The following is a 24777-nucleotide window of genomic DNA, read 5'->3' as shown; positions in this document are numbered from 1 at the left end:
GCATGGAACTTATCTTCATATATGCCGGCATCTTCGTTGCGGCCCTGCTTGTCGCCGATACGCTGCTGCGCGCGGCGCTCGGCTCGCGCCGCAGCGCGGCCGAAGTCAATTCGCGGCTGCGGGCGCTGAAGGAAAGCGGCGACCAGACCACCTCCTACACCGAGATCCTGAAACGCCGCGGCCTGTCCTCGGACTGGGACAGGGCCTTCACGCAGAAATGGTTCGCGCGCTTCTACACCCAGTCCGGCATGCAGATGACGGCCGCGCGCCGCTTCGGCTATCTGGTGGCGTTCTTTCTGATCGGTTGGGGGCTGACCTTTTCCGTGCTGCGGGTCCCGCTGCCGTTCCAGATCGTGCTGGCCGCCGCCTTCGCCGCCGCGATGGCGATCCTGCTGGTGCTGTACCAGCGCTCCAAGAGGATCAAGCGGTTCACCGCCCAGCTGCCCCCGGCGATGGACATCATCGTGCGCTCGCTCAATGCCGGTCACCCGCTGAACGCGGCCATCGCGCTGGTCGCCAAGGAAATGCCGGACCCGATCGGGACGGAATTCGGGATCCTGAGCGATCAGCTCACCTTCGGCGCCGATCTCGAAACCAGCATGCTCAACATGTTCGAGCGCGTGGGCGCCCCGGAACTGAAGCTTCTGGCGGTGACCGTCACGGTGCAGCGCGGAACCGGCGGCAACCTCTCCGAGATCCTCGAAAACCTCTCCGGCATGATCCGCGCGCGCATCATGCTCAAGGCAAAGATCCGTGCCATCTCGGCCGAGGGCCGGATCACCGCCATGGTCATGGCCGTCTTCCCCTTCTTTCTGTTCGCGATGATCCGGGCGCTGGTGCCCACCTATTTCGACCCGCTCTGGGAAAGCGGATACGGAACCCAGGTGGTCGTCGGCTGCCTCGTCATCATGTCGTTCGGAATTTTCGTTCTGTATCGGCTGGTCAACTTCGACTTCTAGGAAAGCGCAGGTCTGGTCACGATGAACGAAACATTCTTCCTGGTCGCGATTTTCATCGCTGCGCTGATCGTCGCCTTTTCGCTGATCAGCTATCTCAGCCGCCGCATGCAGCTGCACCGGAACATCGACGCGGCGCAGGCCGCGAGCCGGGCGCAGGACCGGACGGCCTCGCAGATCGACAGCCTGCTGGGCTCGGAGAACGAATATGTCCGGCACTATTACAACGTCCAGAAGAACGACAAGCCCGACAGCCTGCGCATGCGCCTGATCCGGGCGGGGTTCTTCAAGAAGCGCGGATTGCTCTATTTCAACCTCATCCGGATGGCCGTGGCGGGCCTTCTGTTCGTCGGCGTGTGGTTCGTCACCACCACCCTGAGCCCGGCGACCGGCAAGGTCGAGCTGCTGCTGTTCTCCGCGGTGATGTCCGGCCTGTCCTTCATCCTGTGCAATTTCGCGCTGGAAAAACTGGGCGACGGCCGCCGCACCGCCTATCGCAAGCTGTTCCCCGATTTCATGGATCTGCTGATCGTCTGCGTCGACGCGGGCCTGAGCATCGAGGCCGCGCTGGACCGGGTGACGCGCGAGTTCCTGCTGACCAACCGCGATTTCGGCACCCATCTCAGCATCATCGGCATCGAGGTTCGGGCCGGGCGCCCGCTCTACCAGGCGCTGTTCAACTTCGCCGAACGGGTGCAGGTCGAGGAGGTCCGATCGCTGGCCATCCTGTTCCGCCAGTCGGTGGAGCTCGGCTCCAGCGTCAGCAAGACGCTGCGGGTCTTCAGCAACGAGATGCGCCAGCAGCGCATCATCCGCGCCGAGGAAAAGGCCAATTCGCTGCCCATCAAGATGCTGTTCCCGCTGGGGCTGTTCCTGTTCCCGGTCAACCTGGTGATCGTGCTGGTGCCGATCCTGATCGCCATTCTCAAGATGTTTCTCACCCTGTCGCCGGGGGGCTGAGCCGGACGGCTCAGAGGCCCCACATGCTGGCGGTTTCCTTGGTCCGCTGGCTGGCGGCCACGTTGCACCAGGCCAGTTCGAGCAACTCGCGCGACACCTCGGGCTCGCGTCCGAGATAGATGCAGGCGGCGATGATGTGGCGCAGCAGGAAGCCGGGATGCGCGCCGGAGGGCACCAGGTTCTTGGCGTCGTACTTGTCCTTGTAGAACTGCGCCAGCACCCGCTCGTCATAGGGGATGTCCTCGTCGCGGCAGACGCGTCGGAAGATCTCCAGGTAATTCTCCCGGCTCGGGCTGGGCACGCGGACCTTGAAATAGATCCGCCGCAGAGAAGCCTCGTCGGCGATGTCATGCGGCGGGATGTTGGAGGAAAAGATCACCAGCTGGTCGAAGGGCACCCGGAACTTCTTGCCGGTGTGCAGCGACATGATGTCGAAGTTCTTTTCCAGCGGCACGATCCAGCGGTTCAGGAAATCCTGCGGCTTCTGGCGCTGGCGTCCGAAATCGTCCAGCACGAAGACCCCGCCCAGCGCCTTCAGGTGCATCGGCGCCTCGTAGAACCGCGAGGTCTGCTCGAACGACAGGTCGAGCATGTCCAGCGTCAGCTCACCGCCCGCGACCAGCACCGGGCGGCGACAGCGCACCCAGCGCGCGTCCAGCGGGCTGGCCGCGTCATCCGCCCCTTCCTGCCGGTCATGCAGGGTCTCGTCGAAGAACTGGATGACCTGGTTGTCCACCTCGATGGCGTAGGGGTAGTAGATCGTGTCGCGGAAGGTCTCGGACAGCGCCTCCGCGATCGAGGTCTTGCCGTTCCCGGGCTCGCCATACAGCAGGATCGAGCGGCCCGAGTTCACCGCCGGCCCCAGCTGGGGCATGATGTCCGTCGGCAGCACCAGATGGCTGAGCGCCCGCTGCAGCGTTTCGCGGCTGATCCGCTCATTGGCGATGCCCTGGCACAGGATCTGGCGCTCGAACGCCTCAAGCGTGACCGGCGCCGGGCCCACATATTGAGAGACCAGCATCGCCTCCAGCGCCCAGCTCTTGCCACGGTCGGTCAGCGCGTAGCGGATGTCCGACTTGATGTCCTCCGAGGCCACCAGACCGCGGGATTCCACCAGCCGCAGCTTCACCATGTCCTCGACCAGCACCCGCACGATCAGCTTGGGCAGCTTGATGATCTCCGACACCTGCGCCGGGGTCATCGTGCCCCTGACATGCATGATCTTGGCGATCAGGTTAATCATGAAGTCCCGGCTCAGTCCGGTTTCTTCGGGCGTTCTCGGCGGGGCGGCATGCGGGAAATCGGTCACGGCTAAACTCTTCGTCCCATTCTGAAATCGGGGCCGGTCGGCCTGACTTCAGACTGCGACGATAAACGCGACGAGTCCAGCCCGTCGCGCCCTGCCCGGCCGGCTTCAGCGCGGCGGCGCGCGCAGGTCGGCGCAGGAATAGAGATGGAACGCGTAGGGGTCGTCATCCGCCCCCCCGTCGCCGCGCCGGCCCTCCAGCGGTCGCCACGGCGCCGGCGCGCGCCACAGCGCGCCCTCCAGCCCGGCCACCGGGCGGCTCAGCACGACGAGATCCAGTTCCGGCAAGGCGCGGCACACCGACGCCAGCGCCTCCGCGGATGTCGGCCCCGCGCCGCCGTCCGGCCGGGGCCGGGCGCAGTGCCCCTCCTCCTGCATGCCGAGCAGGCGCAGGATCCCGGCCCGCCGCGCATATTCGAAGGCCGTGGCGCGGTAGAACATGACCCCGGCCCCCTGCGTGCAGGAATAGAAGCTGGGCTGACCGAGCTTGAACCACAGAAGCTCAAGCCCCCCCTCCCAATAGGTCGTCCGGCCCGACACCAGCGCCGCGAGCGCCGGATCGGGCGCCGCGCCGGTCTCGACATAGGTCGTCCAGGCGGTTCGGCGGTCGGCAAGCCCCAGCGCGGCGAACGCCAGCGCCAGCGGAAGAAGCGCCACGAGCGCCGGACGCGCGGCGCTGACCCGGCGCCAGCCCAGCAGCAGCCCCAGCGCGCCCAGCGCGATCAGGGGACGCAGGACCGCCACCGCCGCGCCCTCGGCCGCGCCCTGCCGGACAGCGGCAACCCCGACCGTCACGAGCAGGAAGACCGCCGAGACGGCCACCACAAGGTCGATCGCCAGCCTCTCCCAACGGGTCAGCGCCCGGCCCTTGCCGCTCTCGACCGCAAGCGCCAGCAGGCCGGCCAGCCCCATCGCCGCCGACGCATGGGGCAGCAGGCCGGTCCAGGCCGAGATCACGTTCGCCGCGATGGCGAGGATCAGGCAGGGCCGGGCGCGCCCCGCCGCCGGCAGCCGCAGGACGGTCCGAACGGCCAGCAGGTTCCCCATGAGGGTCAGGATCCACAGCCCGCGCCACAGCTGCAGGTTCATCACCAGCACGTTTCTCAGCACCTCGCCGCCCAGCCAGCCGAGCAGGACCAGCCCGCCCGACACCAGCAGCACGATCCGCGCCAGCCGCGCGTCGCGCGGCGGGCCGGACGCCGCGTTCAGCGACAGGATCAACAGCGGCAGCGCGCCCAGCACCGGGCCGCGCCAGGACCAGTCGGCGACGAAGGCATGGGGCGTGCGGTCCCGCACGATGGCCAGCCACGCCTCGTCATAGACCTGCAAGGCGCGCCCGAAGGGCTCCACCCCCGCCGCGGCCAGCGCGGCGACGGCGCCGAGCGCCGCCGCGCCGCCGAGAACCGTCCAGCGGTTGCGGGGCAGCGTGAGCGCCAGGATCGCCGCGAGCCCCGGCAAGGCCATCAGCGGATGCAGCAGCCCCGCCGCGCAGACCAGCCCGCCCGCCGCCCCGCGCCGCCCGCGCAGGGCCGCGGCGAGCGCCAGCAGGGTGATGGCCTCGGCGAGCAGCCGCGGGGTGACGAAACGCTCGCCATAGCTCAGCACGCCCCAGCCGTAATTCGGGACCATCGCGATCGCGACGCCCATGGAGGCGAGGCCGAGCCAGCCGCGCCCGAAAAGACTGCGCGCCAGGGCCCAGAGCGCGGCCAGCCAGACCGCCTGCCCGATGACCGCGAAGACCAGATGGGCCGTGGCCGGCCCCCAGAGCGCCACCGCGGGCGCGAAGACCGGCGAAAACGCCGAGAAACTGTCCTGCGAGCCGTATTGGAAGAACAGATCGCCCTCCAGCCCGGCCCTGCCCAGCCGGTGGAGCGCCTGCGCCATGTAAAGCCTCGCGTCATGCGCGATGCCCTGATAGGGCCGGACCGACAGCCACAGCGCCACCAGCAGCGCGCCCAGCGCCAGCGCCTCGGCCAGGCGCGCGGCCCCGCCGCCCCCCGGCGCGTTTGCGCTGGTCCCGTCGGGCCCCGCCACGCCGCTCACCCGCCGCCGCGGGTTTCGTGGTATTCCTCTTCGGTATTGATGTCCCAGACCTCCTCGTGCACGTCCCGGCCCTCAAGGATCCCGTCCACCGACACCATCGCCGTGAGCATCGAGTGATCCTGGTTGTTGTAGCGGTGCATCCCGTTGCGCCCCACGCAATAGAGGTTTGCGAAGCCGCTGACGTAATCGCGCACCACGTCGAACCGCTCATAACTGCCGAAATAGGCCGGATAGGCCTTGGGCGAGCGCACCACGACACTGTCCTTCACGTCCTCCGGCAGGGCAAAGCCCAGCGCGCCAAGCTCGCGCACCGCGAACTCCGTCATCTCGGCGTCGGGCAGGGTCCAGAAATCGTCGCCCTCGTTCACGAAATACTCCAGCCCGAGCCAGATGTCGCCTGGATCGGCCACCAGCGCGGGGCTCCAGTTGTTGAAGATCTGGATGCGCCCGACCTTCACCCCGGGCTCCTGAACGTAGATCCAGTTGTCCGGGATCTTCTGCGACAGACCCGCCGCGTCGGTGCCGCCGGCCAGCCGCAGCCGGCTGAGCAGCACGCCGATTGTGATGAAGTCGCGATAGGGCAGATCGCCCGCGACCCCGGCCACCGCGGCCGGCGCCGGAGGCGTCCACCCCGCGATCAGGTCCTTCACCGCCATCGAGGAAAAGACGTAATCGCAGGCGACGGTGCGGCGCGTGCCGTTGGCGTCCTCGGTCACGACCGAGGTCACCCGCTCGCCGTCATGGTTCAGCGCCACGACGCGGGTGCGGCAATGCAGCTCGCCGCCCCGCGCGGTCACCTGCCCGGCCACCTTTTCCCAAAGCTGCCCGGGCCCGTGCTTGGGGTAGAGGAAGCGCTCGATCAGGCTGGTCTCCACCCCGCGCTGGGCGATGCCGCCGCTCTGCGGCCTGAGCTTCCTGAGCGCGTTTCTCACCAGCGCGCTGATCGAGACGCCCTTGATCCTCTGCGCCCCCCAGCCGGCCGGGATCTCCTCGCAGGGCACGCCCCAGACCTTTTCCGTGTAGTTCTCGAAAAAGGTCTCGTAGAGCTCGCGGCCGAAGCGGTTGATGATGAAATCCCGCAGGCTGACCTCGGGCCGGATCGGCCGCATGCGCGCCCGCGCGTAGCCCGCCATGATCCGCGCCGTCCTGGCGGGGCCGAGCCGGGCCAGCGTGCCGAGGCCGAACCGGATCGGGTAGTCGAAGAACTTGCCGTCGAAGAGGATGCGCGACACCCGCGGCCGGACCAGCATCACCTCGTCGGTCGCCTCCGGGTCGGCCCCCGCCCGCGGCGCGGACAGGTCGTGGCGGCGGTTGTGATAGCTTAGCGCGATCGCCTCGCCCGGCGCCGCGGCGCCCGCCTCCAGCGGCAGGATGTTCAGCCACCAGTCCATCACCCGCCTGGATTTCGAAAAGAAGCGGTGCCCTCCGATATCGATGCGGTTGCCCTTGTAGTTGACCGTTTTCGAGATGCCGCCGACCTGATCGCCCGCCTCGAACAGGATCGGCCGGATGTCGGAGCGCGTGGCCAGCTCATAGGCGGCGGTCAGGCCCGCGGGCCCCGCGCCGATGATGATCGCGACCCGTGGCGCCATCAGCGATCCCCCCGCTTGCCGGCGGTCGCGCCGCCGGGCCAGGCCCAGACCGGCCGAAAGCTGATGTATTTATGCGCGAGGAACGAATAGACGGCGGTCAGCCCCACCGCCAGAACATGGGCCAGCGTCTCGGCCGTCGGCGACACCGGCAGCAGGGCGGCCAGCGCGCGCAGGACCGCCCCGCCCCGGAAATAGAAAAGCTGCGCCAGCGTGGTCGTCAGCGCCAGCCCGCCCAGCGAGACGAGGAAGAAATCCACGATCTCCCGGCGCGCCGCGCGCCCCGATGGCGGGTAGGTGAAGCGCCGGTTCAGGACAAAGCTCACGCCCATGCCGCATAGGAAGGCCACGGCGACCGAAAAACCGTATCGCCAGCCCCCGGACAGCCCGAGAACACCGTAGAAGAGCTGCCCCGCCAGCAGGTTCACCACCGCGGCAATGCCGGAGAACAGGACAAATCTATGAAGCATTCCAGAGCCTTATCGGGGCGAAAAGCGGCATCCGGGGAACGATACATCATCGCTCAGCCCCCCGTAAAGCGATCGACCTCCGCGGCGAGCCCCAGCAGCGCGTCGGCCACCCGCACCGGATAGGCCAGCGCGGGGTCAAGGCCGCGCAGCGCCTCGGGCAGGCGCCTCAGCTCCTGCGCGGCGTGGTCCCGGATCTCGGCCATCGTCGGCGGTGGGCCCAGGCGCTTGCCGGCGCGCATGACGGGTCGGATCAGCGGCGTGCCGGGCTGGGTGTCGTGCTCGGTGGACAGGATGTCGCCCGCGATGCGGCCGGCGTCGTCATAGCCGCGCCAGACCTGCTTGCGCCCGGGCCACGTCGCCTTGCCCTCGGAACGCTTGCGCCGCGGGCGGCCGGCATATTCCTGCAGCTTGTAGGCGCAATCGAGCGCCGGCGCGTCGCCCGAGGTGGTCAGATCGGTGCCCACGCCGAAGCCGTCGATCGGCGCGCCCGCGGCGCAGAGACGCGCGATCACCTGCTCGTCCAGCCCGCCGCTGGCCAGGATCGCCACGTCGCGCAATCCGCCCGCGTCGAGGATGCGGCGCACGCTGACCGCCAGCGCGCCCAGGTCGCCGCTGTCCAGCCGCACCGCGCCGATGGCGATGCCCTGCGCCTTCAGCCGGGGCGCCAGCGCAACGACCTTCCGCGCCGCGGCCTCGGTATCGTAGGTGTCGATCACGAAGGCCAAATTGTCGGGGCGCGCGCGCGCGAAGCTCTCGAAGGCCGCCGTCTCGTCGTCGAAGGCCTGCACGAAGGAATGCGCCATGGTTCCCACCGCCGGCACACCGAACAGCCGCTCTGCCTCGACATTGGCCGAGCCGTCATAGCCGGCCAGATAGGCCGCCCGCGCCGCCATCAGCCCGGCCTCGGCGCCATGCGCGCGGCGCAGCCCGAAATCGACCAGCCGGCGCCCGCCGGCGGCCAGCACCTGCCGGGCGGCCTTGGCGGCGATCAGGCTCTGGAAATGCAGGATGTTGATCAGCCGCGTCTCGACATATTGCGCCTGCGGCAGCGGCGCGGTGATGCGCAGGATCGGCTCGTCGGGAAAGAACACCGTGCCCTCGGGCATGGCATGCACGTCGCCGGTGAAGCGGAACCCTTCGAGCTGCGCCAGCAGGCTGTCGCCAAAACGGCCGCTGGCGCGCAGCCAGTCCAGCTCCGCGCCGGTGACGCGGAGCGTCTCCAGGAACTCCAGTGCCTGCTCCAGCCCTGCCGCCATCAGGAAATTGCGCCCCGCCGGCAGCTTGCGGACGAAGAATTCGAACACCGCGGTGCCGGTCTCGCCAGCCTCGTAATAGGCCTGCATCATCGCCAGCTGGTAGAGGTCGGTCAGCAGGAAGCTCGTGCGTTGAGTCATCTGTCACCTTCCGGGGATCCGCGCCCCGACAGGATAGGGCCTGCCCCCGATGCCGCAAAGGCGCCCTGCCTCAGCGCCGCGACCACCGCACCGGGCGGGCCGTCGGCCGGGATCGCGGTCCAGGTGATCTCGCCCGTGTCGCGGGCGAGCTGGGCCTCCAGCACCCGCAGATCGGCATCCGACGGCCCGCCCCGGCGCGCGCCCACGCGCCGGCGCAGGGTGTCGGGGTCGGCCGCCAGCCAGAAGGCGGCGAAGGGGGCGCCGGTGCCGGCGACCGCCGCCGCCAGCGCCGCGCGCCGGTCGGGCCTGTCGAACACCGCGTCCACCACCACGCTGGCGCCCTGCCCGGCCAGCGCGCAGGCGCGCGTGGCCAGCCGCGCATAGACCCTGTCGGAGACCTCGGGGCGATAGGCCTCCTGCGGCAGCGCCACGTCGCTCTTCACCCCGAACATCGCCTTTCGGGTGCGGTCGCTTTCCACGACGCGCGCGCCCGGCGGCGCGCCCAGCGCGGGCGCCAGCGCCTCGGCGGCGGTGGTCTTGCCGGTGCCGCTGAGCCCGCCGATGGCCACGATGCGCGGCGGCACCTCGCCCAGCAGCGAAAGGGCCAGCGCGTAATAGCGCCGCGCCGCCTCCGCCTCGCGCGCCGCCCGCGCGCCTGCGCCTTGCGCGAAGGTCGCCGTGACATGGGCCCGGACCGAGGCCCGCACCGCCATGAAAAAAGGCAGCAGGCCGAACCCCTCATCCGTTCCGATCTCGTCGAAATAGCGGTTGGCCACCCGGTTGGCGAGCGCGCCGAGATCGCGGTGCCACAGGTCCATCAGCAGGAAGGCGAGGTCGTAGAGCACGTCCACCGTTGCGATCTGGTCGGAGAAATCGATGCAGTCGAACAGCCGCGGCTTACCCTCGAACAGGCAGATGTTGCGCAGGTGCAGGTCGCCGTGGCAGCGCCGGATCAGCCCCTGCGCCGCGCGCCGGTCCAGCTCCCCTGCATGGCGGCCAAGCCGCACGCGGCAGGCGCGGTCCAGCGCGGCGATCTCGGCGGGCGGGAACAGGTCGCTGGTGGCGAAACCGGCGGCATTGATGTCCAGCACCGCGCTCATGTTGTCCGCGCCGCCGCCCGGCCGCACCGGCGCGCGGGCGTGGAAACCGGCGATGGTGACGGCGAGATCCTCCATCAGGGCGGACGTCAGCTGCCCGGCCGCCGCCATCCGGTCGAACAGCGCGTCCTGCGCGAAGCGGACCATCTCCACCACCGCATCGACCAGCGCGCCCGGCCCGTCGAATTCCAGCCCGCCGCCCGCGGCCCGCGTGATGCGCCGCACACCGAGATAGAGCCCCGGCGCGGCGGGGGCGTTCAGGTCGAATTCCTTGTGGCAGGTGGCCAGCCGGATCTCGGGGGTGGAGAAGTCGGCATAGGGCAGCTTCACCGCGCGCTTGAGCTTGTAGGCGCGGTCGCCGGCGAGGAAAACCTTTGAGATATGGGTCTCGATGATCTCGACCGGGCCGCGGGCGCCGTGGGTTTCGGGCGCCGCGAGAAAGGCTGTGACCGCGCTTTGGTCGTCGGGGCTCATGTCACGGCCTCCTGCGGGCGCCCGGCGCGACGGGGCTCAGCGGTCCTGTTCCCAGTATTCCTCGTCCTGGCGCAGCAGGTTGTAGATCGCCAGTGCCCGGCCGGTCAGCGGGCGCTCCAACTCGCCCATCACGTCGGTCTCCTGGGCGAGATGGGCGGCGACCTCGGTCAGTTCCGCCGGGGTGGCGCCGCTGTCGATGATCTCGACGACCTTGTGATCGCTGATGTCACCGAAGATCTGCCTCACCTCGTCATGGGTCACGGCCATGCCGGTCTCCTCCCGTTTTGGCCCTCACGCGGGCAGTTGGATGTCGTTGATCACCTCGTCCACGCCGAGGATGCACCAGGTGTCGGCCTCGGCCATGTCGCGCTCGGCGGCGCTGCGGACAGCGCCGGTCAGCCGCACCACGCGGCCGCGCACCCCGATGCGGATCTGGCTGTCGTCCACATAGGGGTTGCGGTCGAGCACGATGCGCACCGCCTCCTCGATGCGGATCGGCGCATCCTCCTCGGGGGGGGTCGGCTCCAGCCCGTTGACCACGTCGCGCGCACCGGGCACCCACCAGGCCATCACGCCCGCCAGGCGCTGCGAGACCAGCCCCGGCACCGCGCCATTGAGGATCACCACGCCCTCGCGCACCTCGAAATCGATCCGGCCGCGCGGGTTCTCCGGGGCGGTGGTCGCCGGGGTGAAAACGGCCACGGAAGGATCGTCGCCCGGGCGCCCCTCGCGGATCGCGAAGCCTTCGAAGGCCGGCTCGTTCACGAAGAGCACCTTCAGATGGGCGCGGATCTCGCCGTCCTCCATCGGCGTCGCGGGCGTCACGCGCAGCCGGTCGATCACACCGCGCACCTCCGCCGGCGCGGCGGCCAACTCCAGCGCGCGCTTCTTGGCGGCGACGCTGGGCACCTCGGCGACTAGGGTCAGGGTGCCGTCCGCGCCCAACTCCATCTTCTCCGGCGTGAATTCGGCGCCCAGCCGCGGCTCCTGCCGGAGCGCGGCCAGAATATGCGTCACAACGTCTTGCCCGGTCATGGTTTCCCTCCCCCGGCCTGTCGTTCCTGCGTTATTGAATAGCGGTTTCCGGGGAGTCGGGCCTTGACATGGCTCAAGGCGCCCGGCGGCAACCGCGCTACTTTAGGTGCAGGAGGGCACTGCGATGAGTGGTGACGGGAACCCCGCCGACTGGACGCACTTCCCCCATGAGGGGGATGTCGGTGTCCGCGGTTTCGGTCGGGACATGGCTGAGGCATTCGAGAACACGGCGCGCGCGATGACGGCCGTGGTCGTGCCGCTGGACCTGATCCGGCGCGAGCGGGTGATCCCGGTGACCTGTCGCGCGGCCGATCCAGCGATCCTGCTGCTCGATTGGCTGAACGCCGTCATCTACATCATGGCGACCGAGAAGATGCTGTTTTGCGATTTCCGCGTGCGGATCGACGGCGAAACCCTGGAAGGCGAGATGGAGGGCGAGAACGTCGTCCCCGAACGCCACGAACCCTCGGTCGAACTCAAGGGCGCGACGCTGACCGAACTGGCCGTGTACCGGCAGGCCGACGGCCGCTGGTTCGCACAATGCGTCGTGGATGTCTGAGCGAGGAGGCCGCATGGACCCGAGCCAATTCCAAAGGATCGCCCCCCATCGGTGGCAGCTGCCGCCCACAGGCGGGATGCGGGTGCCGGCGGTGATCATCGCGGACGAGGAACTGATCGCGGCAATGGACGACAAGGTCGGCCAGCAGATCCGCAACGTGGCCTGTCTGCCCGGCATCGTCCGCGCCGCCTACGCGATGCCCGACGCGCATTGGGGATATGGCTTTCCCATCGGGGGCGTCGCGGCCTTCGACCCCGACGAGGGCGGCGTCATCTCGGCGGGCGGGGTGGGCTTCGACATTTCCTGCGGCGTGCGCCTTCTGGCGACCGACCTGACCGCCGATCAGGTGCGCGGCCGGCAGCAGGACTTCGCGCATGAACTGTCGCGCGCCATCCCCGCCGGGGTGGGCAGCCGGGGCCTCATCCATCTCGACGACGCGGGCATGGACGCGATGCTGTCGCGCGGTGCGGCCTGGGCGGTCGCCGAGGGCTATGGCGACGCCGAGGATCTCGCCCGGATCGAGGAGCAGGGCTGCATGACCGGCGCAACGCCGGAACTGGTCTCGGAGAAGGCCAAGCGCCGCCAGCGCGACGAGATGGGCACGCTGGGCTCGGGCAACCATTACCTCGAGGTGCAGGAGGTGGCCCAGGTCTTCGACAAGGAGGCGGCGGCCGCCTATGGCCTGTCGAAGGGGCAGGCCGTGGTGATGATCCATTGCGGCTCGCGCGGGCTGGGGCACCAGATCGGCACCGAATACCTGCGCGAGATGGCGCTGGCCGCGCCGGGCCACGGCATCGCCCTGCCCGACCGCGAACTCGCCTGCGCGCCGATCGCCTCGCCGCTCGGCCAACGCTATCTCGGCGTGATGCGCGCCGGGATCAACTGCGCGCTGGCCAACCGCCAGATCCTCACCTATCTCGCCCGCGCGGTGCTGGAGCGGTTCTTTCCCGGCGTGCGGGCGCCGCTGCTCTATGACGTGTCGCACAACACCTGCAAGGAAGAGACGCATGAGATCGACGGCACGCCCCGCCGCCTCTTCGTGCACCGCAAGGGGGCGACGCGCGCCTTCGGACCGGGGATGGGGCACATGCCGCCGCCGCTGTCGGCCATCGGCCAGCCGGTGCTGATCGGCGGCAGCATGGGCACCGAATCCTGGGTGCTGGCGGGCGACGCACGCTCGGAGGCCGCGGCGCTGAGTTCCGCCTGCCACGGCGCGGGCCGGGCGATGAGCCGCCACCAGGCCGCCAGGACCTGGACCGGGAGCGGCATCCAGAATGACCTTGCCGCGCAGGGCATCATCATCAAGAGCCCCTCGCGCCGCGGCATCGCCGAGGAGGCGCCGGGCGCCTACAAGGACGTCACCCGCGTGGTGGAGGTGGCTGAAAAGGCCGGGCTGGCGCGCCGCGTCGCGCGGCTGCGGCCGCTGATCTGCATCAAGGGCTGAGAAGGCCGGGACCGGGAGAGCCGCATGGAGCTGCAGCTATTCGCCTTCGAGGCCACGCAGGAGATGGGCCGCGCCGTGGCCGCGCACCTGGGCCGGCCGCTCGCCCCTCTGGAGGAGCGCGAATTCGAGGATCGCGAGCACAAGGCGCGCCCGCTGGACTGTGTGCGCGGCGCCGACGCCTATGTGATCCAGAGCCTGCATGGCAGCCCGGACCAGAGCCCGAACGACAAGCTCTGCCGGCTGCTGTTCTTCCTCTCCACGCTCAGGACCAACGGCGCGGCGCGGGTGACGGCGGTGGTTCCCTATCTCGCCTATGCCCGCAAGGACCGCCAGACCAAGCCGCGCGACCCGCTGACCGCACGCTATGTCGCCCAGCTGATCGAGGCCGCGGGCGCCGACCGGGTGGTGACGCTGGAGGTGCATAACCTAACGGCCTTCCAGAACGCCTTCCGCTGCGAGGCGGTGGCGCTGGACGCGCGCGGGGTGCTGCTGGAACGCGCCGCGGAACTGGCCGGCAGCGGCCCCGTCGCCGTGGCCTCGCCCGATCCCGGCGGGATCAAGCGCGCGCAGCTGTTCCGCGAGGCGCTGGAGGCGCGTCTGGGCCGCGCCGTGGGCTTTGCCATGATGGAAAAGCGCCGCAGCGCCGGCAAGGTCAGCGGCAGCCTGGTCGCGGGCGATTTCGAGGGCGCGCGGGTGCTGGTGATCGACGACATGATCGCCTCGGGCGGGACGATGGTGCGCGCGGGCCGGGCGCTGCGCGACCGCGGCGCGGCCGATGTCTGGGCGCTGGCCGTGCATGGCCTCTTCACCTCAGGCGCAGAGCAGGCGCTGGCCGACCCCGCGATCGCCGGCTGGATCGTGACCGACACCGTGCCGCCCTTCCGGCTGAGCGCCGCCGGGCGCGCCCGGGTCGAGACCGTCAGCGCCGCGCCACTGTTGGCCGAGGCGATCAAGCGGCTGCACGGCAACCTTTCGATCACCGATCTTCCGGCGGCCGGGTCCTGATCTCCGCCTCCTGCGACAGGGCGATGTAGGCCTGCGCCAGCGGGCGCCATTTCGCGGGCGTGCGGATCACCGGCTCGGTCAGGTGCAGCAGCGCGAACCGCGCCCGCAGCAGCGCCCGATAACGCCAGTAGAAGGCCAGCAGCGCGGGCGGCGGGCGGTCATCCAGCCCCGCGGCCAGCCGGTCGCGCAGCAGGGCCAGCACCCAGCCGGCGCCGAGCTGCGCGCATTCCAGCCCGAGAAACACGATCTCCTCGAACGGGTCGATGGTGCGCAACATCTCGCTGAATTCGAGACAGTCGATGATGGCCAGCGGTTCGGTCAGAAAGACATGCTCGGGGCGCAGGTCGCCGTGCCCCTCGACGAAGCGGCGGGCGTCGACGCGCGCGCGCAGCAGCGGACGCGCGCGGCCGAAGGCGGCGTCGAAACCATCCAGCGCCGCGCCGACCTGCCCGGCGTCGAGGCCGAATTGCGGATCGGACAGCACGGCGGCGCTGCGCGCGTGCTCCGCCTCGTAATGCGCGATCACGGTCTCGGCCGACAGGTCCCGGCCGGGCAGCCCGGCATAGAAGGCGATCAGCGTCTCGGCCACGCGCGCCACGTCGGCGCGGCGCGCCCGGCCGTCGCGGATCCTGGCCTTCAGCGTCGCGTCTTCCGGCAGGCGGCGCATCTCGACCAGCCACTCGACGATGCGGCCGGTGCCGTCCAGCGCCAGCGCCCCGTCCGGAGCCTGCCGCAGCGCCCGCGCCCCGAGATAGACCTGCGGCGCCAGGCGGCGGTTCAGCCGGATCTCGGCACGCACGTTCGCCGCCCGCCGTTCAAGGCTGTGCAGATCGAGAAACGCCCGGCGCAGCGGCTTTTTCAGCTTGTAGACGCGCTCTCCGGCGAGAAAGACCCAGGACATATGCGTCTCGATCGCCTCCACGCCGGTGGGGGCCGGCGCGTAGCTGTCCGGGCTGGACAGGAACCGGACCTTCTCGGCGAGCGTCGGCTCTGCTCTGGCTGTGCTTGGCTGGCCTGCCTTGGGCATCGCGTCCCTCCCATGCGCCAGAGCATAGCAAAGCGGCGCCAGCGTCCTTGACGCAAGTCAAGGGCGGCGCGGCGAAGCGCCGGACATTCGCAGAACCATGGCTGATACAGCAGGGGTCCTACTGGCCCAGATCCGCGACATCGCGCGCGCCCACGGTGCGCAGGACGCGCTCGAAGGACTGGCCGACGAGGGTGAGCCTGAGATTGTCGTCCATCAGGTTGACCGCGGGATGACGCCCGCCCCACTGATAGGGATTGGCCGCGAACCAGGCGTGACGCTCGACGAAGGGCAGTTTCTCCATCATCAGGATGGCCGCCTCGGCGAAGGCCGCGTTCTGCGCGTAAGTCACCGCGCCCGGCCGGTCCCAGTCGATATAGGCGAATTCGGTCACCCAGATCGGGCGGCGGTATTCGGCATGGACGGCCTCCAGCCATTTCTTGAAGGCCGGGACGCTGCCATTGTCCGAATAGTAGTGCACCGCCATGAAATCCACGCGCAGCCCCTTGGCCTCGACCTGATCCATGAAGCGCCGCTGCCACGAATTCCGGCCCAGCGTGCCGCTCTGCTTGGTGGCCGGGCTGCCCAGGCGCAGACCGCGCGCCTCGAGCTTCGGCCACAGCCGGACCGCCTCCTCCACCGTGAGGCGCGCCTGGTGGCCGCCGCCGCCGTCGGGCTCGTTGAACCCCAGAAGCGTGGTGACAGGCAGGTCCGAGACGATCTTCTTGCGGACATCCGAGGCGGTGCGGATCATCGGCACGAACTCGACCGAGCGCGCATGCCTTTTCGCGTGCCACATCTGGTCCGTGCGCCAGTTGTAATACCAGCCCAGCGCCGGCGTGCCCTCGATCCATTCCAGCATCGTGTTGCGCGGGTTTTCCCACGCGCCGATGCCGGCTTTCTCCGCCAGAACAGGGTTCGCCATGGCGAGCAGCCCCAGAATGAACACAAGCTTCCTGATCATATTCGCCTCACGGGTTTTACGCGAGGCTAGGCAGGTAGCTGGATGACAGTATGGCCGCAATCGGACATCAATATGGCGCCCCGTTCGGCGCCGAATCGCCGATCCGCGCCGCATGATTGCGGCAGGATGCCAGGTTGGATTGCGGGGAATCCGGCGTGTCGGGGGGCCGAAACCGGCCCTTTGCGCTCAATTCACCGGGTCAAGGTGCCGCTGGCGCCTTTCCGCCGAAAATGCCCTGCCCGGCCCCCGGGCGGCGCGGGGAAGCAGGGCCCGCGGCCCGACGGAACGGGGGCGCGGCGGAAGCGGCGGGTGAGGGGCGGCGTGCACCAATCAGCGCGGACACCGGGGCGATAGCCCGAACCGCGTTTCCGGGGCGCGCCGCGCCCGTCGCCGGAAGGCGCTATTCCTCGAGCGCCCGCTTGCGCGTGGCGTATTCCTCGGTGTCGATCTCACCCTTGGCGAGACGCTGCTTGAGAATGTCCAGCGCATCGTCGCGTCGCGGGCCCGGCAGGGTGCCCGACTGGCTGAGCCAGCGGACGGCGAAGACAGCCAGCGCGATGATGACGCCCCAGAAGATGACCATCAGGCCGAGGCCGAAAAATCCGTAGCCCATTCCGTATCCTCCTCCCCACATATGGCCGGGATACACGCCCGGCTCGAATTGCTGGGCGAGCGTCGGAGTGGCGCCGAACGCCCAGGCTGCAAACATACTGATTAGGTATTTCATGAGAATCCTCCACAGATTGCCCGGGCAACCTACGCCCGCGCGGACGCGCCTGCATTGATATCGGTCAACCCGCGGGCCGCGGGGCCCGGACTGTCACCGCCCGAGACGCAGCGGCTGGCGGCGGTTCCCCCACCGGCCCGGCTCCGCCTCGAAATGGCCGGCGCAGGCCGTGCCGCAACGGGCGCAGCTTCCCTCGGGGGTCAGGGCCCAGGCGGCCAGCGCATAGCCGTCGCGGCCGATCAGCAGGGCATCGCAGGCGTGGCAGCGGGTGGCCTGCCCCTCCGGATCCCGCAGGTTGCCGGTATAGACATGCCGCAACCCCGCCGCCCTGGCGATCTCCCGCGCTCGGCGCAGCGTCGCGGGCGGCGTCGCGGGCAGGTCGCGCATGCGCCAGTCGGGGTGGAAGGCCGAGAAATGCAGCGGCACATCGGGGCCGAGCCTGTCCATCACCCAGTCGCTCAGCGCCGCGATCTCACGCTCGGAGTCGTTCTTGCCGGGGATCAGAAGGGTCGTGATCTCCAGCCACAGCGCCGTTTCATGCCTGATATATTCGAGCGTTTCGAGGACCGGGGCGAGGCGGCCGGTGCAGAGCGTCCTGTAGAACCCCTCGGTGAAGCCCTTGAGGTCCACGTTTGCCGCGTCCATCGCGGCGAAGAACTCCCGGCGCGGTTCGGGCGTGATGTAGCCGGCGGTGACGGCGACGGTCTTGATCCCGGCCGCGCGGCAGGCCGCCGCCACGTCCACCGCGTATTCGAGAAAGATCACCGGGTCGTTGTAGGTGAAGGCGACCGAGCGCGCGCCGGCCTCTTGCGCCGCGCGGACGATGTCCTCGGGCGACGCCCGATCCTGCAGCCGGTCGAAGGCCCGCGCGTTGGAAATGTCCCAGTTCTGGCAGAAGCTGCAGGTCAGGTTGCAGCCCGCGGTGCCGAAGGACAGGACCGGGGTGCCAGGAAGGAAATGGTTCAGCGGCTTCTTCTCGATCGGATCGACGCAGAAGCCGGAGGAGCGCCCGTAGGTGGTCAGCACGATCCCGTCGCCCTGACGCGCCCGCACGAAGCAAAGCCCGCGCTGGCCCTCGCGCAGCTTGCACAGCCGCGGGCAGAGATCGCACTGGATGCGGCCATCCCCGAGGCGCTGCCAGTAACGGCCGGCGGCGCCCTCGATGGGCTCGGCAGGGTCGTGTGTTTTCGTTTTGTTCATGCCCTCCAGATGGTGCGGAAATGGCCGGTTTCAATAAGGCGTGCCGGCCGGGCCGCGCGCCCTGCCCCGGCCTAGCGGACCCGCAGGAAGGGGTATCGCGCGAGATCGGCGCGGGACCACAGCGACAACCCCGCCCGGTTGCCCACGGTTTCCACGTCGATCACCATGTCCGGGTCCTCGAAATCCATGCGCCCGGGGGTGCCGCGCGCCGCAAGCCCCGACAGCAGCGCCGCGTCGAGGCTGCGTTCCTCCTCGGGCGAGAGGATCCGCCCCTTGAAGCCGCGGCGGTAGAGTCGGACATGGAAAGACTTGCCGGCCAGATCCGGCAGCCAGCCCAGCACGGCCGCGCGGGCCTTTTCGTCGAACTCTTCGGCGGTCTGGAAGGTGAAGACCACCTGCGCCGGGGCGACGCGCGACAGGACATTCAGGATATCCGGCCTTTCGGCACAGAGCGCCGCGAGGCGTTCCTGAAAGGCGGAGAGGTCGGCGACCAGCAGGGTGACGACATTGTAGTAATCCGTCTTCCGCAGCTTGCCGAAGTCTTGCAGATGCGCCCAGGCGGTCTCGAATTTCCGTTCCCGCACGGTGATCACCACATTCCACGCGCCCATCGCCACACCTCCTCTCTGCATCCTCGCCGGCCTGCTCGGCGGCACAGATCATGCCCGCGCCATGCGCGTTCACCCGCCGGGTGACGCAGGGCGCACGCTCACCCTGACCGGGCCGTCCTTCGGCCCGCCGATCGCCACCCGCGCCAGGCCGAAACGCTCGATCACCCAGGCGTTGGTGCGCAGATGGCTGGTGGCGCCGGGGCACAGAAAGACGGAGGGGGCCGTGGCCAGCGCCATCGGCAGCAGCAGCTGGTCGGCGAGATGCGCGTCCACGCTGGCGCCCGAAGCGTGGAAGCGCAGAAGATCCTGCGCCGCCGCCTCGGCGACCGCCTCGGCCGGCCGCCCGCGCCGCCCAAGCGCGTTGAAGCCGACGCGCCCCGCCGCGTAATGCGCGGTCAGGCACAGCCCCGCCCCGGCGCAACTCGCCTCCATCCGCTCCGGCCGGAGCGAGATGTCCGGCGCGTGGCCGTCCAGCACCTCCGCGGCGCGCCGCGCCATCCGCTCGGCGATGCCGATGTCGAGGTTGGCCACCAGCGCGCGCCCGGTGATCTGCACGAGAGGGCCGCGCTCCGCCCAGCCCAGCCCGGCGATCTGCGGGTCCGCGCGCCCCTCGATCCGGGCCGCGATCTCGCCGCCGCCGGCCGGATACCAGCCGCTGCGCCGCAGCCGGATGCGGGCCCGCAGCCCCATCCGCGCCAGCGCCGGCAGCCAGACCTCGTGGGCATAGTCGAAGGGCGGGCTCCAGGGGACATGGGTGCCGCCGCGCAGCGTCAGGCTGGAGGCGCCCGCTGCGAAGCTCAGCGGCAGAAGCATCGCCTGCAGGATCAGCACCGCCGATCCGGCGCTGCCGCCCGCGCGCAGCGTGGCCACATCGACCGCATACTCCGCCGCGCGAGGCGCCGCGCGGGGGGTAAAATCCAGCTCCTGTGAGGCGATCGCGTCTCCCTCCAGCGCGGCGTCGCAGATCGCGGCGACGGCCCGCACGCTTGCCAGGTGCTGCGCGGCCAGCCCCGGGTTGCGGCGGTCGGCGCGAATGCGTTCGATGCGCAGGGGGCGGCCGGTGATCGCGGAAAGGCCCAACGCGGTGCGGAGGATCTGGCCGCCGCCCTCGCCATGGGATCCGTCGATGGCGACCGACTGTCGTGGCTTCCGCATGCCTCCCTCCCCGAATTTGACCCGTCCCCGCGCGCCCCCTGGGCAAGGCGCCGGATCGTTCAGCCGGGCTGGCCGATCACCACGCTGGTCACGGGCTCTTCGCCCTCCGGCAGGTGCAGCAGTCCCGAAAGCGCCGCGTCGCCGAAGGCGCCCAGCTCGGTCGCCCCCAGCCCGCGGGCCGTGGCCTGCAGACAGATGTTCTGCGCGCAATGGCCGGCCTCGATGGCAATGTAGCGGCGGCCGCGTTCGCCGTATTTCCCGGTCACCCGCGCGGGCACCGCGGCAACGATCACGATCAGGCCGGCGCGCCGCACCCAGTCCTGCCCGAATGCGGCCATCGCGAAGCCGGCGCGGAAATCGCCCCCCGCCACCGGCCGGAGGGCATGGCGTGCCGAAAGATAACGATAGATGCCGGCGTCGAGATCCGCGCCGCCCGCCGTCACGGCATGGAGTTCGAGCGGATGCAGCGCCCCCGCCGAAGGCACGGCGCGCAGCCCCTCCGCCCCGGTGACGCCCTGCCCCGCCCAGAGGATCTGTCCGATCCCGGCCAGTGGCACCGGTCCGCCGCCAAACGCCCTGATCGAGCGGCGCCGGCCGATCGCCCGTTCGAGCGTCAGCCGCCCCTCCCCGTCGGGGGCGGGCAGCGCGATCAGCGGTGTCGGGTCAGAAGCCATATGCGCCGCAACCTCGATCTCGGGCGCCCGCGGCGCGGAGGCGGCGGGACGGGGTGAAACCGGATCTTCCAATACGCCGGGCGGGGGCGGCGCGCATTGACATGGCTCAACCGGCGCGGACGCCGGGCGCGGGAAGTGCCGCGGTCCGGACGCAGGGCGCGCCCGGGCCGCGGGTCAGTCTCAGGCGGCGATCCGCTTCGCCGGGCGGCGCGAGCGGCGGCGCTTGGAGGGGGCCTTCGGGGCCTGCTCCCGCACCGGCTCCCAGCATTCACCGCCGCGCACCGGGATCTTGCGACCCATGGTCTTTTCGATCGAGCGCAACTCGGACATCTCGGGCGGCGCGCAGAAGGCGATCGCCCGCCCGTCGCGCCCGGCCCGCGCGGTCCGGCCGATGCGGTGGACATAGTTGTCGGGCACGTTCGGTAGGTCGTAGTTGTAGACGTGGCGCACGTCGGGAATGTCCAGGCCGCGCGCGGCCACATCCGTGGCCACCAGCACCCGAAGCTCCCCCTCGCGGAAGGCCCGCAGGGCGCGATCGCGCTGGCCCTGGGATTTGTTGCCGTGGATGGAACCGGCCGCGAAACCGGCCCGTTCGACCGCCTTCATCAGACGCTCCGCGCCGTGCTTGGTGCGGGCGAAGACCAGCGCAAGCTCGTCGCGGTGGGTGTCGAGAAACTCGATCAGCAGTGCCGGCTTGGCGGATTGCTCAACGAAATAGACGCTCTGGTCGATCTTCTCGGCCGGTTTGCCCGGAGGCGCCACCTCGATCCGCACCGGGTCGGTCAGGTAGGCCCCGGCGATCTCGGTCATCTGTTTCGGCATGGTGGCCGAGAACAGCATCGTCTGCCGCTGTTTGGGCAGCAGCGGCGCGATGCGCCGCAGCGCGTGAATGAAGCCGAGATCGAGCATCTGGTCGGCCTCGTCGAGCACCAGGAAGCGCGTCTGGTCGAGACGCACGGCCTTGCGGTCGAGCAGGTCGATCAGGCGGCCCGGCGTGGCGACCAGCAGGTCGGTGCCCTTTTGCAGCCGGTGGATCTGGGGGTTGATCGAGGCGCCGCCGACCACGAGACCGATCTTGAGATGCGTGCCCTCCGAATAGGCCCGGAGGTTGTCCAGGATCTGCTTGGCCAGTTCGCGCGTGGGCGCGAGGATCAGGCCGCGCACGCTTTTCGGATCGGGGCTGGTGCCGGTCTTGGTCAGCATGTGAATGAGCGGCAGGCCAAAGGCCGCGGTCTTTCCGGTGCCGGTCTGAGCGATGCCCATCACGTCGCGGCCCTTCATGGCCTCCGGGATGGCCTTTTGCTGGATCGGGGTGGGGCTGGTGATCCCCTGTTCGGCCAGTTTGGCCACGATTCGGGGCCCAAGCCCCATCATGTCGAATTCCACTTGGGAAATATCCTTCCATGTGCGGGCCCACGGGCATCCGCACAAACTGCTGAACCGCATTTTTGGTTGAAGTCGCGGTCGCAAGGGTTTCGCGCCCTGCTCTGGCCCCGGGCCGGATTGCCTCTGAGCCGTCAAGACGCCGGGACCCTGCGTGATCTGGGATCCTGTGACTGTCCGATCCATCCTGCCCGGGCCATCTGGCCGGGCCTGCTCACGCGTCAGTAGACGGAACAGTGCCTCACATGGGGGTTTTGCGGGCGCAAGTCAACCCGGCTTCGGGCCGGTCGCGGTTCAGCCATAAGGGACGGCATCACTTTCCTTGCCGAGACCTGTCTGGCACCACGCTCAGAATATCCCCGGAACCAACCGATAGCGCACGCGACGCGCGTAATCTCGATAGCCCGGCAACTCCTCCTGCAAAGTCCGGTCCTCAAGTACCGTTCTCAATACCGAGATGATTGACGCCACCACCGCAGGAATCAGTGTCCATACCGAACCCAGAGCAAGAACAATTCCGAACAGTGGAAAGATATTTCCAGCATAACCCGGATGCCGCACAATCCGGTACGGACCACTGTCACACACCACATGCCCTCGATCCGTCCGAACGATCACCACGCTGTAGAAAAAGCGGTTCTCTACCACTGCCCATACAGCGAAAGCGTATCCGAGTAAGATCACGATGAAGCCAATGACATTTAGCCATAGCGGAAATTCGGGAGACAAATCAAAGCGGTGGTCCAGCCCTGCCACAATGACCAAGGGGAATACGATACTCACCGCCATCAGTGGAGCGAGCACTTTGTCCCAGGTTTTTGCGTTTCGGATATTTTCAATATTCTGTCGTTCGGCCGTCAGTCCGGGATGTCGCTGTTCCGCCCACATGCGCCCCCCGATGCCTGCCGCAACGATCAGGAGAGAATAAAGCCACGCCTGCCACCAACCTGGGTCGCCGCCACATATCATTAAGATCAGCGGGATCAGGAGATAAACCACAACCAATCTGGTCCAATGGCTGGGGGATATGTTCATGTTGATTTCCAGTTCATCTCGGAGGAACTTCCACTACTAGCGGACCAGGCGCGTCTCACAAAGCGCCGGGCAAAAAATTCTGCGGCAAGGGTGAAGACCACTTTGTGACAGCTGGAAGGAGTTACCGAAGAGACGCTCCCGGCGCTCCAGCGCAGCTGCCCTTCCGCCACGCCGTTCATTGCGCTTCAGTTGCCTCCACAGTGCTTCCAGGGGGATTAACGCAACGCAAGAAGCCGCCCATGGGCGGCTCGCAAGTCGTTGATATTTCTTGGCAGTATTGGTTGCGGGGGTGGGATTTGAACCTACGACCTTCAGGTTATGAGGCAACGCAAGAGGGTTTGAATAGCTTTTCAAAATCAAAGGTTTAGACGGATTTCGGGCTCGCAACGTCATCCACGTGTCGCACGGAACAGACGCAAACCATTGGGAAAGATCGGGAATCCGATCTCTTGCGCAATCATTGCCGCTCCGGAGGCCACGGGGCCGGCCGACAGGGGCGCTCGAACCACGCCCGGTCGCGCAGCGCCTCGTTCTCGACGTTTCCCCATGCGCACGGCGGAACGAAAGGTGGGCGCCCGTCGTCAAGCAGAAGACCCGGTCCGACCCAGCCCGTATAGTATCCGTCGCAGCCCTCACCAGGCTTGCTGAGGCCGCTGACTTCCATCGCTTCAGAGTAGTCCAGTGGCACCCTGCTGTCGGTCTCGGCGTCGTATAGGCCAGTGGACCCACGGTCGTATGACTTCACGAAAGCATAGCGGTCGTTGAAGCAGACGAACTCCACATCGCGCGCGAGCCGGGTTCTGCCGTTCGTCGCGAACAGATCCCAGCGGCCGTAGCGGTTCCAGTCGAACTCTCGGCCCAACTGCATCCCACTCGGCAGTGTCACGGATTCTTGAAAGCTCGTCGCCCACCGCGCACCGGCGACCAATGCCCAGAGGAGGATCAACCCGGTCAGTCCGAGCAGCGCGTATCGGGCAAGCGCGCCCGTGAGAGATCGCGCCCTGGATGTCACCGCCCACCGACCCCGCCGTACTCGCTCCTACCGGCGTCCTTCATCACCTCGGCGGAGAAACGCGCCGTCCAGTTGCCGGTGATCGGATATGGCGTGCCGCCGGCCTCGATGCCGATGTCAAGCGGATCCTCGAAAATATCGCCGAACTCGAAGGTGGTCTCGCCGGTGATCCGAAGCATCGCGCCACGGTCGTCGACACGACCGACGAAGCTTCCGCGAACCACACCGTCGCCATGCGAGAATGCGACATCACCGAAATCATACGGAGCGCCGAAGTCGTAGCTGAGCGACCCCGCGCCCGACGCGCGCGCTTCATTCGCGATCTGGTCCGCGAAGCGACGGAACGCGCCCTCGGCCCCATCGCCATAGGCGTATTGCTCGGCAATCTCTCGCAGGTGTCCGGTCTCCAGCAGGGTGACCGCGCGCCCGCCGCCATTGTAGTAGTGGCGAACGAAATCGCGGTTGGTCCACCGATCATAGCTCGACGCGAGGCTCGTGGTGAACTCGTGAAATCCGAACTCCGTCTCGCCAGCGACGAAGGGAACAGCCTCGCAACGGCAGTGACCTGCCCCCCACGAAGTCCCGCACCATGATGTAGAGTCTGCTCAACCCTGAAGGAGCAGACGAATGCGAAAGAGCCGTTTCACCGAGGCGCAGATT

Annotated in this window: 24 protein-coding genes; 5 read left to right on the top strand and 19 right to left on the bottom strand. The window is 68.8% G+C overall.

Going from position 1 to position 24777, the window contains the following annotated elements; genetic code table 11:
• Positions 1–2: 2 nt before the first annotated feature.
• Positions 3–959 carry a type II secretion system F family protein gene (locus KCI33_RS03660; protein WP_212523404.1) on the top strand — a complete coding sequence of 319 codons (957 nt, stop codon included), beginning with the start codon at positions 3–5 and terminating at the stop codon, positions 957–959.
• A gap of 21 nt (positions 960–980) precedes the next feature.
• Positions 981–1916 carry a type II secretion system F family protein gene (locus KCI33_RS03655; protein WP_212523403.1) on the top strand — a complete coding sequence of 312 codons (936 nt, stop codon included), beginning with the start codon at positions 981–983 and terminating at the stop codon, positions 1914–1916.
• Between the two features lie 10 nt (positions 1917–1926).
• Here KCI33_RS03655 and KCI33_RS03650 read toward each other — a convergent pair whose 3' ends face one another.
• From KCI33_RS03650 to KCI33_RS03615, 8 genes are all read right to left on the bottom strand, one after another.
• Positions 1927–3159 carry an ATPase gene (locus tag KCI33_RS03650; RefSeq protein ID WP_212523402.1) on the bottom strand — a complete coding sequence of 411 codons (1233 nt, stop codon included), beginning with the start codon at positions 3157–3159 and terminating at the stop codon, positions 1927–1929.
• Positions 3160–3330: 171 nt separating this feature from the next.
• The gene (locus tag KCI33_RS03645; RefSeq protein WP_212523401.1) at positions 3331–5256 is read right to left on the bottom strand and encodes a hypothetical protein; all 1926 of its coding nucleotides are present in this window, start codon (positions 5254–5256) and stop codon (positions 3331–3333) included.
• A 5-nt stretch (positions 5257–5261) separates the two neighbouring features.
• On the bottom strand, positions 5262–6857 hold the full coding sequence (locus KCI33_RS03640; protein ID WP_212523400.1) for an NAD(P)/FAD-dependent oxidoreductase: 1596 nt from the start codon (positions 6855–6857) through the stop codon (positions 5262–5264).
• Positions 6857–7324, bottom strand: a complete 468-nt coding sequence (locus KCI33_RS03635; protein ID WP_212523399.1) for a GtrA family protein — start codon at positions 7322–7324, stop codon at positions 6857–6859. The genes KCI33_RS03640 and KCI33_RS03635 overlap by 1 nt, the downstream gene beginning before the upstream one ends.
• Positions 7325–7377: 53 nt before the next feature.
• Positions 7378–8718 (bottom strand): nicotinate phosphoribosyltransferase, encoded by a 1341-nt coding sequence (locus tag KCI33_RS03630; protein ID WP_212523398.1) that lies wholly within the window; start codon positions 8716–8718, stop codon positions 7378–7380.
• Positions 8715–10289 (bottom strand): bifunctional aminoglycoside phosphotransferase/ATP-binding protein, encoded by a 1575-nt coding sequence (locus KCI33_RS03625; RefSeq protein ID WP_212523397.1) that lies wholly within the window; start codon positions 10287–10289, stop codon positions 8715–8717. Before KCI33_RS03625 ends, KCI33_RS03630 begins: the two co-directional genes overlap by 4 nt.
• A 36-nt stretch (positions 10290–10325) precedes the next feature.
• Positions 10326–10556, bottom strand: a complete 231-nt coding sequence (locus KCI33_RS03620) for a hypothetical protein (protein WP_212523396.1) — start codon at positions 10554–10556, stop codon at positions 10326–10328.
• A 24-nt stretch (positions 10557–10580) separates the two neighbouring features.
• Complete coding sequence (locus KCI33_RS03615) at positions 10581–11324, bottom strand: BON domain-containing protein (protein WP_212523395.1); 744 nt, start codon at positions 11322–11324, stop codon at positions 10581–10583.
• A gap of 124 nt (positions 11325–11448) precedes the next feature.
• Here KCI33_RS03615 and KCI33_RS03610 point away from each other — a divergent pair, with 124 nt between their 5' ends.
• From KCI33_RS03610 to KCI33_RS03600, 3 genes are read left to right on the top strand one after another with little or no spacing between them, the layout of a single operon-like run.
• A complete protein-coding gene (locus tag KCI33_RS03610; RefSeq protein WP_212523394.1) occupies positions 11449–11883 on the top strand; it encodes an archease in 435 nt (144 codons plus the stop codon).
• Positions 11884–11896: 13 nt separating this feature from the next.
• On the top strand, positions 11897–13327 hold the full coding sequence (locus KCI33_RS03605) for an RtcB family protein (protein WP_212523393.1): 1431 nt from the start codon (positions 11897–11899) through the stop codon (positions 13325–13327).
• Between the two features lie 24 nt (positions 13328–13351).
• Positions 13352–14332, top strand: a complete 981-nt coding sequence (locus KCI33_RS03600) for a ribose-phosphate pyrophosphokinase (RefSeq protein WP_212523392.1) — start codon at positions 13352–13354, stop codon at positions 14330–14332.
• Here KCI33_RS03600 and KCI33_RS03595 read toward each other — a convergent pair.
• From KCI33_RS03595 to KCI33_RS03545, 11 genes are all read right to left on the bottom strand, one after another.
• Positions 14304–15359 (bottom strand): hypothetical protein, encoded by a 1056-nt coding sequence (locus KCI33_RS03595; protein ID WP_212523391.1) that lies wholly within the window; start codon positions 15357–15359, stop codon positions 14304–14306. The two genes, KCI33_RS03600 and KCI33_RS03595, sit on opposite strands and share 29 nt — an antisense overlap.
• Positions 15360–15477: 118 nt before the next feature.
• The gene (locus KCI33_RS03590) at positions 15478–16320 is read right to left on the bottom strand and encodes a glycosyl hydrolase (RefSeq protein ID WP_212523390.1); all 843 of its coding nucleotides are present in this window, start codon (positions 16318–16320) and stop codon (positions 15478–15480) included.
• Between the two features lie 400 nt (positions 16321–16720).
• Complete coding sequence (locus KCI33_RS03585; RefSeq protein ID WP_249138901.1) at positions 16721–16933, bottom strand: SHOCT domain-containing protein; 213 nt, start codon at positions 16931–16933, stop codon at positions 16721–16723.
• A 207-nt stretch (positions 16934–17140) separates the two neighbouring features.
• Positions 17141–18247: an AmmeMemoRadiSam system radical SAM enzyme gene (amrS, locus tag KCI33_RS03580; RefSeq protein WP_212523389.1), complete on the bottom strand. Its 1107-nt coding sequence runs from the start codon at positions 18245–18247 to the stop codon at positions 17141–17143.
• Positions 18248–18318: 71 nt separating this feature from the next.
• Positions 18319–18858, bottom strand: coding sequence for a THUMP domain-containing protein (locus KCI33_RS03575; RefSeq protein ID WP_212523388.1), 540 nt, complete (start codon positions 18856–18858; stop codon positions 18319–18321).
• Positions 18859–18927: 69 nt separating this feature from the next.
• On the bottom strand, positions 18928–20013 hold the full coding sequence (rtcA, locus tag KCI33_RS03570) for an RNA 3'-terminal phosphate cyclase (protein WP_212523387.1): 1086 nt from the start codon (positions 20011–20013) through the stop codon (positions 18928–18930).
• A gap of 59 nt (positions 20014–20072) precedes the next feature.
• Positions 20073–20687, bottom strand: coding sequence for a SagB/ThcOx family dehydrogenase (locus KCI33_RS03565; RefSeq protein WP_212523386.1), 615 nt, complete (start codon positions 20685–20687; stop codon positions 20073–20075).
• Between the two features lie 180 nt (positions 20688–20867).
• On the bottom strand, positions 20868–22073 hold the full coding sequence (locus KCI33_RS03560; protein WP_349252174.1) for a DEAD/DEAH box helicase: 1206 nt from the start codon (positions 22071–22073) through the stop codon (positions 20868–20870).
• Positions 22074–22418: 345 nt separating this feature from the next.
• Positions 22419–23105 (bottom strand): isoprenylcysteine carboxylmethyltransferase family protein, encoded by a 687-nt coding sequence (locus KCI33_RS03555; RefSeq protein ID WP_212523385.1) that lies wholly within the window; start codon positions 23103–23105, stop codon positions 22419–22421.
• A gap of 457 nt (positions 23106–23562) precedes the next feature.
• Complete coding sequence (locus KCI33_RS03550) at positions 23563–24051, bottom strand: hypothetical protein (protein WP_212523384.1); 489 nt, start codon at positions 24049–24051, stop codon at positions 23563–23565.
• Between the two features lie 62 nt (positions 24052–24113).
• Entirely contained in the window at positions 24114–24296 is a 183-nt protein-coding gene (locus KCI33_RS03545) for a hypothetical protein (protein WP_212523383.1), read from the bottom strand.
• Between the last annotated feature and the right edge of the window lie 481 nt (positions 24297–24777).

This window comes from Actibacterium sp. MT2.3-13A (genome assembly GCF_018139985.1).
GTDB lineage: Bacteria > Pseudomonadota > Alphaproteobacteria > Rhodobacterales > Rhodobacteraceae > JAGSOU01.
The sequence above is the reverse complement of the archived record's forward strand: the minus strand, read 5'-3'. Positions and strand labels throughout refer to the sequence as shown.

What these genes read in the sequence shown, in the direction of transcription:
- KCI33_RS03615 (WP_212523395.1), bottom strand. Translation starts at nt 11,324, where the DNA reads ATGACCGGGCAAGACGTTGTGACGCATATTCTGGCCGCGCTCCGGCAG.
- KCI33_RS03585 (WP_249138901.1), bottom strand. Translation starts at nt 16,933, where the DNA reads ATGGGCTACGGATTTTTCGGCCTCGGCCTGATGGTCATCTTCTGGGGC.
- KCI33_RS03640 (WP_212523400.1), bottom strand. Translation starts at nt 6,857, where the DNA reads ATGGCGCCACGGGTCGCGATCATCATCGGCGCGGGGCCCGCGGGCCTG.
- KCI33_RS03590 (WP_212523390.1), bottom strand. Translation starts at nt 16,320, where the DNA reads ATGATCAGGAAGCTTGTGTTCATTCTGGGGCTGCTCGCCATGGCGAAC.
- rtcA (WP_212523387.1), bottom strand. Translation starts at nt 20,013, where the DNA reads ATGCGGAAGCCACGACAGTCGGTCGCCATCGACGGATCCCATGGCGAG.
- KCI33_RS03620 (WP_212523396.1), bottom strand. Translation starts at nt 10,556, where the DNA reads ATGGCCGTGACCCATGACGAGGTGAGGCAGATCTTCGGTGACATCAGC.
- KCI33_RS03575 (WP_212523388.1), bottom strand. Translation starts at nt 18,858, where the DNA reads ATGGGCGCGTGGAATGTGGTGATCACCGTGCGGGAACGGAAATTCGAG.
- KCI33_RS03555 (WP_212523385.1), bottom strand. Translation starts at nt 23,105, where the DNA reads ATGAACATATCCCCCAGCCATTGGACCAGATTGGTTGTGGTTTATCTC.
- KCI33_RS03605 (WP_212523393.1), top strand. Translation starts at nt 11,897, where the DNA reads ATGGACCCGAGCCAATTCCAAAGGATCGCCCCCCATCGGTGGCAGCTG.
- KCI33_RS03650 (WP_212523402.1), bottom strand. Translation starts at nt 3,159, where the DNA reads ATGATTAACCTGATCGCCAAGATCATGCATGTCAGGGGCACGATGACC.
- KCI33_RS03635 (WP_212523399.1), bottom strand. Translation starts at nt 7,324, where the DNA reads ATGCTTCATAGATTTGTCCTGTTCTCCGGCATTGCCGCGGTGGTGAAC.
- KCI33_RS03655 (WP_212523403.1), top strand. Translation starts at nt 981, where the DNA reads ATGAACGAAACATTCTTCCTGGTCGCGATTTTCATCGCTGCGCTGATC.
- KCI33_RS03660 (WP_212523404.1), top strand. Translation starts at nt 3, where the DNA reads ATGGAACTTATCTTCATATATGCCGGCATCTTCGTTGCGGCCCTGCTT.
- KCI33_RS03630 (WP_212523398.1), bottom strand. Translation starts at nt 8,718, where the DNA reads ATGACTCAACGCACGAGCTTCCTGCTGACCGACCTCTACCAGCTGGCG.
- KCI33_RS03600 (WP_212523392.1), top strand. Translation starts at nt 13,352, where the DNA reads ATGGAGCTGCAGCTATTCGCCTTCGAGGCCACGCAGGAGATGGGCCGC.
- amrS (WP_212523389.1), bottom strand. Translation starts at nt 18,247, where the DNA reads ATGAACAAAACGAAAACACACGACCCTGCCGAGCCCATCGAGGGCGCC.
- KCI33_RS03595 (WP_212523391.1), bottom strand. Translation starts at nt 15,359, where the DNA reads ATGCCCAAGGCAGGCCAGCCAAGCACAGCCAGAGCAGAGCCGACGCTC.
- KCI33_RS03545 (WP_212523383.1), bottom strand. Translation starts at nt 24,296, where the DNA reads ATGCTTCGGATCACCGGCGAGACCACCTTCGAGTTCGGCGATATTTTC.
- KCI33_RS03565 (WP_212523386.1), bottom strand. Translation starts at nt 20,687, where the DNA reads ATGGCTTCTGACCCGACACCGCTGATCGCGCTGCCCGCCCCCGACGGG.
- KCI33_RS03610 (WP_212523394.1), top strand. Translation starts at nt 11,449, where the DNA reads ATGAGTGGTGACGGGAACCCCGCCGACTGGACGCACTTCCCCCATGAG.
- KCI33_RS03625 (WP_212523397.1), bottom strand. Translation starts at nt 10,289, where the DNA reads ATGAGCCCCGACGACCAAAGCGCGGTCACAGCCTTTCTCGCGGCGCCC.